Below are 5915 nucleotides of genomic sequence, written 5' to 3'. Positions count from 1 at the left end.
TATTCTTTAACAAAACCCCCTGTAGTTAACTACAGGGGGTTTTGTTTTTGGGGCTTTAACCCCACATTGTGCGGAATATGGGTTTAACCTACTTAACCTACGTGACTAAGAAAATAAAGCCCAACATTTCTGTTAGGTTTTATTTAGAAGACGGAAATCAAAATTTCAGATGATGATCTGAAAGCTTAGAAACTGAAGGTAGTTCTTAAAGCACCAATTATGACATCATCGTTAGTATTTTTATGATCTGGCGCAGTTAGCCAAATAATTCCAGGGGTAATGGTGATATTGTCGTTGACTTTGTACTGATAAAATGCCTCAATATGATAGGAGGTATCTGTATTTTTAGGAACTCCAGCAAAATTTGAACTTGTTACTTTTGGTTCCATACCAACTATGACACCAGCCAAATTACCTTTTTTACCCAAGTCAGGGAAGCCGAGAGTAACAGCATAGTTCCAAATGTCAATGTCTCCTTTTGCTCCTGTCAAGACTTGACTATTGGTATATCCAGCCCAACCACCTAAAACAAATTTTTCACTAATGCCTAGTGATGCTTGGAGTCCGTAGGAATTACTGGAAAATGCTTCAGTTGTGATTTTAGATGTAGCTTCAGTGCTACCTGTAAGTAGTGGCTGGTTATAGGAATTGATGTAAGTTAGACCAAGAGTAATGCGATCGCTCGGTTTGAGAGTTAACTGTGCCAATGCACCATAGTTACCATCAAATAAACCATTTCCAGGGGTAGGATTATTAGCTGTACTTGCCAAATACCCTAAACTGAGAGTCAAGTTTTTACTGAACTGTTGGTTTACACCTACACCTGCGCCACTTATTTGAGCATAGATAGGATTGCGTGTACCAAAGGTAGATAAAGCCCCAAATCCACCATCACCATCAAAAAGATTCACTGTACTGGTGAGGTCATCGGCAGCACCAGCATTAGCAATAGCGATTACCTCTGTCTTTTCCCCTAAACGGAATTTGTACCACAAGGCATCTATAGCAGCATTGTTAGTACCATCACCAGCAAAAAACAAATTTCCCTCAGGGGTATTAATGCCTGGGGTGTTAATATTATTACTTTGAATTCTGGTAAAAAGTGTGTCTTTACCTGTAAAACTGCTTACTAACTCAATCCGCGCCCTCGCGCCTAATGTGGTATTTTTACCAGGAATTTCCGCACCATTGACTGTGTTGTTTGAGAACACATCACTGACAACTCCGACAACTTGCCCTTGCAGTTTGGTGGTAGTAGAAAATTGATTAGCTTCTAACTCAGTAGTTCTGGCTTCTACTGCATCTACACGCCCTCGTAAGGTTGCCAGTTCTGCGGAAAATTCTTCTTGCAGTTTTTGGATTGTTGCTAAATCTTCTTTGGTTGCTCCATCACCTATAGCGGTAGCAATTAGTTCGTTAACTCGATCTAAACAGGCATTTAAGCCGGCTGCAAACTCATATCGTGACAATGCCCGATTACCACGATAAGTACCATTAGGATAACCTGCAATACATCCATAGCGTTCTACCAGTGATTGTAAAGCCTGAAATGCCCAATCGTTGGGTTGTACGTCAGATAGCTGAGATACTGAGGTAACTTGTGAGATTACCTCGTGCTGATTATTTTGATTAACTTGTTGTTCTGAGTTCGTAACAACTAGTGGTTCATTATTTGCTGGTGCTTGTTCTGCTCTTGCACCGGGACTAATACATAGTATGGCACTGATAACCGTTGGACTAGCAAGTAAATATGTCCAGAATTTTTGCATTTTTCCTCACACCCATTTTTGAAGTTGATGATGCCATACTTGATCTAAAAGTAGTATGGCTATCCATAATTCATCTCAGTATACTAACATTTCCAGGTAGGTCTTTTAACACAAAAAAGTTAAGAAATCTTTATGAACTGGAAAAATTATAGTATACGGCAGTATTGCCTGAAATCCCAAAATAGTTTGTAATTTTCAATACAGTATTATTTTTTTACAGATTCCATGAGAATGAATCTCATTATGATAAGATAATCCCAATTAAGTTTCATAGTCAAGTACGAACCTGGAGATAGAGTTATGAAGAGTTGTTATAGAGATATCAAATTTTTACCGCTGATGGCGTTGGTAATGTTATCAGCAGTTTATGGATGTAATAATCCTAATAATGCTGAAGTTGTAACTATAGAGCCAACAGCAGCACAAAAATCACCAAAAACTAAAGTAGTTACAACATTTTTACCTGTTTATTTGTTTACTAAAGCAGTAGCTGGAGATGTAGCAGATGTAGAGATATTAGTCCAACCTGGTACGGAGGTACATGAATATCAAGGGACACCTGCTAATGTAAAAGCGATCGCTACAGCTAATGTAGTCATAAAAAATGGTTTAGGGTTGGAGGAATTTCTGGCAGATACAATTAAAAACGCTGCCAATTCTAAATTAGTAGAAATTGATGCTAGTAAAGGTATTAAAGCTATTAATAAAATCTCCCCGATAGATAAAACCGCAGCAGGAGAAGATGTTCATGATCATAGTCATGAACATTCATCAGGTAATCCTCATGTTTGGCTAGATCCGATTTTAGCAAAACAACAAATCGTAAATATTCGTGATGGTTTAATTACAGCAGATCCAGCTAATCAAGCCAATTATCAAGCTAATGCAGCGGCATATATCCAGGAATTAGACAATTTAAATAATGAATTTGCACAAACTCTGAAACAAACACCAGGCTGTACTTTTATCACTTTTCATGATGCTTTTCCCTACCTAGCACAACGCTATAACCTCAAACAAGTAGCAGTAGTAGAAATTCCTGAAAAGCAACTTTCACCAACAGATGTCCAAAAAGTGATAAATACAGTGAAAAAATATCAGGTTAAAGCTCTATTTAGCGAACCGGGGGTAGATAACAAATTACTAACAAGTATTTCCCAGGATTTGCAGATAAGTGTGCAGACTTTGGATTCTTTAGAAACTGGCGATACCAATCCACAGTATTATTTTAAGGCAATGAGAGCTAATTTGGAGAGTTTAAGCTCTGGATGCAAGAAGCAGAAAAATTGAAACCTGATTACTCCAAATCTATAACTGCAAATTAGCGGCATATCAAATACTAACTTACATGACTGACGATCAATCACAAATTACATTACCAATATTAAAAGTCGCAGGGTTAACAGTCTATCAAGGTAGATATCTAGCTGTGCGAGATGTTTCCTTTGAATTATTACCAGGAACAGATACAGCTATAGTCGGTCCTAATGGTGCAGGAAAAAGTACCTTAATCAAAGCTATTTTAGATTTAATTCCCCGGAGTGCAGGAACAATTGAAGTTTTTGGTCGCCCAATTTCCAGATTAGGAAATGTGCGTAACCAGTTGGGTTATATGCCACAAAACTTTATTTTTGATCGCAGTTTTCCAATTTCGGTTAGTGAATTAGTGGCTTTGGGAATAGGTAATCAGAAATATTCATCTTTCTCCAAATTTTGGCAACAAAAACGGGAAACATTAGCAGCAGTCACAGCAGCTTTACACCGGACTGATGCTTATCGCTTACGAAATCAAGCTATTGGGACTCTTAGTGGTGGTCAACTCAAACGGGTATTATTAGCTTATTGTTTAGTAACACCGCGAAAATTGTTAGTATTAGATGAAGCTTTTGCTGGAGTGGATGTCCAAGGAACAACGGATTTTTATGCTTTGTTAAATGAATTAAAACGAGAAGAAAATTGGACTGTGTTGCAAGTTTCCCATGATATTGATATGGTAAGTCGTCATTGCGATCGCGTAATTTGTCTAAATCAAACTCTTGTCTGTACTGGTAAACCAGAAATAGCCCTTTCACCGCAAAATCTTCTAGCTACTTATGGACCAGGTTTTAGTCGCTATGAACATCATCATTAAATAATTGATAATTGACAATTGACAATTGACAATTGATGAAATAAACCCAACATCAAGTATTAAGTGGGTTTTAATTCTTATTCCTTCTTTCTCACTACTGACTGGGCGTAGTCCCTGCGCCCCTACCTCCTGACTCCTCCTCTATGACCATTAATTATCATGACTTGGTGAATTTATTACAATTTCCTTTTATGCAGCGTGCCATTATGGGTGCTGTATTAATGGGTATATTAGGCGGTTTATTAGGCAGTTTTGTCACTTTGCGTCAGTTATCTTTTTTTAGTCATGCGGTTGGCCATGCAGCCTTAGTAGGTGTAGCGTTAGGCGTGTTACTCAACACCAATCCTACTTGGATGTTACTACCTTTCACTTTAGTTTTTGGGGTTGTTGTTCTTTACTTAATTGATAAAACAGATTTAGCTAGTGATAGCGTTTTGAGTATAGTCCTATCTGGGGCATTAGCGATCGGTGTAATTCTTACCAGCTTTATTAAGGGATATCGCGGTAACTTAATGGGCGTGCTGTTTGGCGATATTTTAGCAATAGATAACACAGATTTAATTTTGACTTTGTTGTTACTTATCGGTAGTAGCGTTTTTTTATTATCTACTCTGCATCAACAGATTTTGTTAACCCTTAACCCCGATGTTGCTCAAGTACAAGGCGTACCTGTACAATTATATCGCTATGGGTTTGTGATCTTGCTATCTCTTGCCGTTGCTGTAGCGATTAAAGCTGTTGGTGTTTTACTTGTGAATGCCTTTTTAGTGATTCCTGCTGCTACAGCCAAACTCATGAGTCACCATTTCAGCCGCTTTTTGATTCTATCGGTAGTTGTCGGCTCTAGTAGCAGTATCGCCGGCATGATTGTTTCTGGTTTGTTTAACCTATCTTCTGGACCAAGTATTGTTTTTGTACAGTTTTTGGTATTCGTGGCTGTTTTTATCTGGATAAAATTGACAACCAAGATTAACTAAAGTTTTTTTTGTAGACCCCTTGACAAATCCTTTCTCTTACGCTAAATTAAGTAATCGTGGCGCACATAAAAAAAGCCCGCGCCGGGATAGCTCAGTTGGTAGAGCAGAGGACTGAAAATCCTCGTGTCACGAGTTCAAGTCTCGTTCCTGGCATACGTTTCGGAAATTTAATCAAAATTTTGCCTAGATTTTGACTATTTACGCAAACCAAATCATGAGATAGGGTTTGCTATTAGGGACGCAGGCCTTGCGCCCAATCATGAGTCACTACGCTATCAGCAAGCCTTAGTTAGGGTAAGCCAACTGATTTCATCATCAACTTGTTTAAGTTAGAAGCTGTTTCTTCTGGCTTTCCAGATTCAGGAAAAACTAAAACACTCTTGATTACAGGGTTATTTACTACTTCTTTTAACCTGTGAAATTGTTTATCGCTAATAGCAATTCCTGCCGAATTTTTTACATAATTTAGTTCTTCTTGAAAATTAGCATCATTATAAACCTGAATAAATACTCTATCAACATTCCATTTTTGCCAATCAGCCGCAAAATATCGTTTAGCCCAATAGGGATTATGATGACAAATATCAAAACTAACAGTTGGGTTAGCTTGTTTCATCCCAGTGATCATTTGCTGAACAAAAGTAGTCAATTTAGCAGTGCGATCTACTTTACCTGGTAAGTCAGCATGATAGCCTAGATAATCATCCCATTGCACAGCATCAATTTTTGGATACCTTTGCACAAACTCTACTAAGATATTCTTAAAGAAATTAGCAACTTCAGGAATTTCTACATCAAGAACATAATGATCTATACCAGAATAAGTTTTATCTACACCAGGGACAATCCATTTATTAGCAATAGCTAAATCAAAAACTGGGCTATTTTTATCTATTTTAATTCCTTTTTCAAAATAAGCGTGAACTTCCATTCCTTGTTTATGTGCTTCATCAATCAGCCAATCTAGCCATTGGTCTTGAAATAAGTTTGGACAACTTTTATAGCCGAGAGTTTGCTGCATAACTTTACTATTATACA

Annotated in this window: 5 protein-coding genes and 1 tRNA gene; 4 read left to right on the top strand and 2 right to left on the bottom strand. The window is 37.7% G+C overall.

What is annotated here, in order from left to right; all coding sequences use genetic code 11:
• Positions 1 to 185 precede the first annotated feature (185 nt).
• Positions 186 to 1769, bottom strand: a complete 1584-nt coding sequence (locus tag FJR04_RS24500; RefSeq protein ID WP_168499783.1) for an iron uptake porin — start codon at positions 1767 to 1769, stop codon at positions 186 to 188.
• Between the two features lie 300 nt (positions 1770 to 2069).
• On the opposite strand from FJR04_RS24500, the gene FJR04_RS24495 reads away from it, so the two are divergent.
• The 4 genes from FJR04_RS24495 (at position 2070) to FJR04_RS24480 (ending at position 5030) form a co-directional block, all read left to right on the top strand.
• Positions 2070 to 3059 carry a metal ABC transporter solute-binding protein, Zn/Mn family gene (locus tag FJR04_RS24495; protein WP_254445399.1) on the top strand — a complete coding sequence of 330 codons (990 nt, stop codon included), beginning with the start codon at positions 2070 to 2072 and terminating at the stop codon, positions 3057 to 3059.
• Between the two features lie 58 nt (positions 3060 to 3117).
• The gene (locus tag FJR04_RS24490) at positions 3118 to 3900 is read left to right on the top strand and encodes a metal ABC transporter ATP-binding protein (RefSeq protein WP_174763580.1); all 783 of its coding nucleotides are present in this window, start codon (positions 3118 to 3120) and stop codon (positions 3898 to 3900) included.
• Positions 3901 to 4043: 143 nt separating this feature from the next.
• A complete protein-coding gene (locus tag FJR04_RS24485; RefSeq protein WP_168499781.1) occupies positions 4044 to 4877 on the top strand; it encodes a metal ABC transporter permease in 834 nt (277 codons plus the stop codon).
• A gap of 80 nt (positions 4878 to 4957) precedes the next feature.
• Positions 4958 to 5030: transfer RNA gene (locus tag FJR04_RS24480), tRNA-Phe, on the top strand.
• 136 nt (positions 5031 to 5166) lie between these two features.
• Here FJR04_RS24480 and FJR04_RS24475 read toward each other — a convergent pair.
• Positions 5167 to 5915: family 10 glycosylhydrolase (locus FJR04_RS24475; protein WP_168499779.1), on the bottom strand; the 749-nt coding region annotated here is incomplete at its 5' end.

It is taken from the genome of Anabaena sp. UHCC 0204, from assembly GCF_009711975.1.
Lineage (GTDB): Bacteria > Cyanobacteriota > Cyanobacteriia > Cyanobacteriales > Nostocaceae > Dolichospermum.
This window is presented reverse-complemented; position numbering and strand designations above follow the sequence as displayed.

Coding starts and splice junctions, on each gene's coding strand:
- FJR04_RS24495 (WP_254445399.1), top strand. CDS start 2,070: ATGAAGAGTTGTTATAGAGATATCAAATTTTTACCGCTGATGGCGTTG.
- FJR04_RS24490 (WP_174763580.1), top strand. CDS start 3,118: ATGACTGACGATCAATCACAAATTACATTACCAATATTAAAAGTCGCA.
- FJR04_RS24485 (WP_168499781.1), top strand. CDS start 4,044: ATGACCATTAATTATCATGACTTGGTGAATTTATTACAATTTCCTTTT.
- FJR04_RS24500 (WP_168499783.1), bottom strand. CDS start 1,769: ATGCAAAAATTCTGGACATATTTACTTGCTAGTCCAACGGTTATCAGT.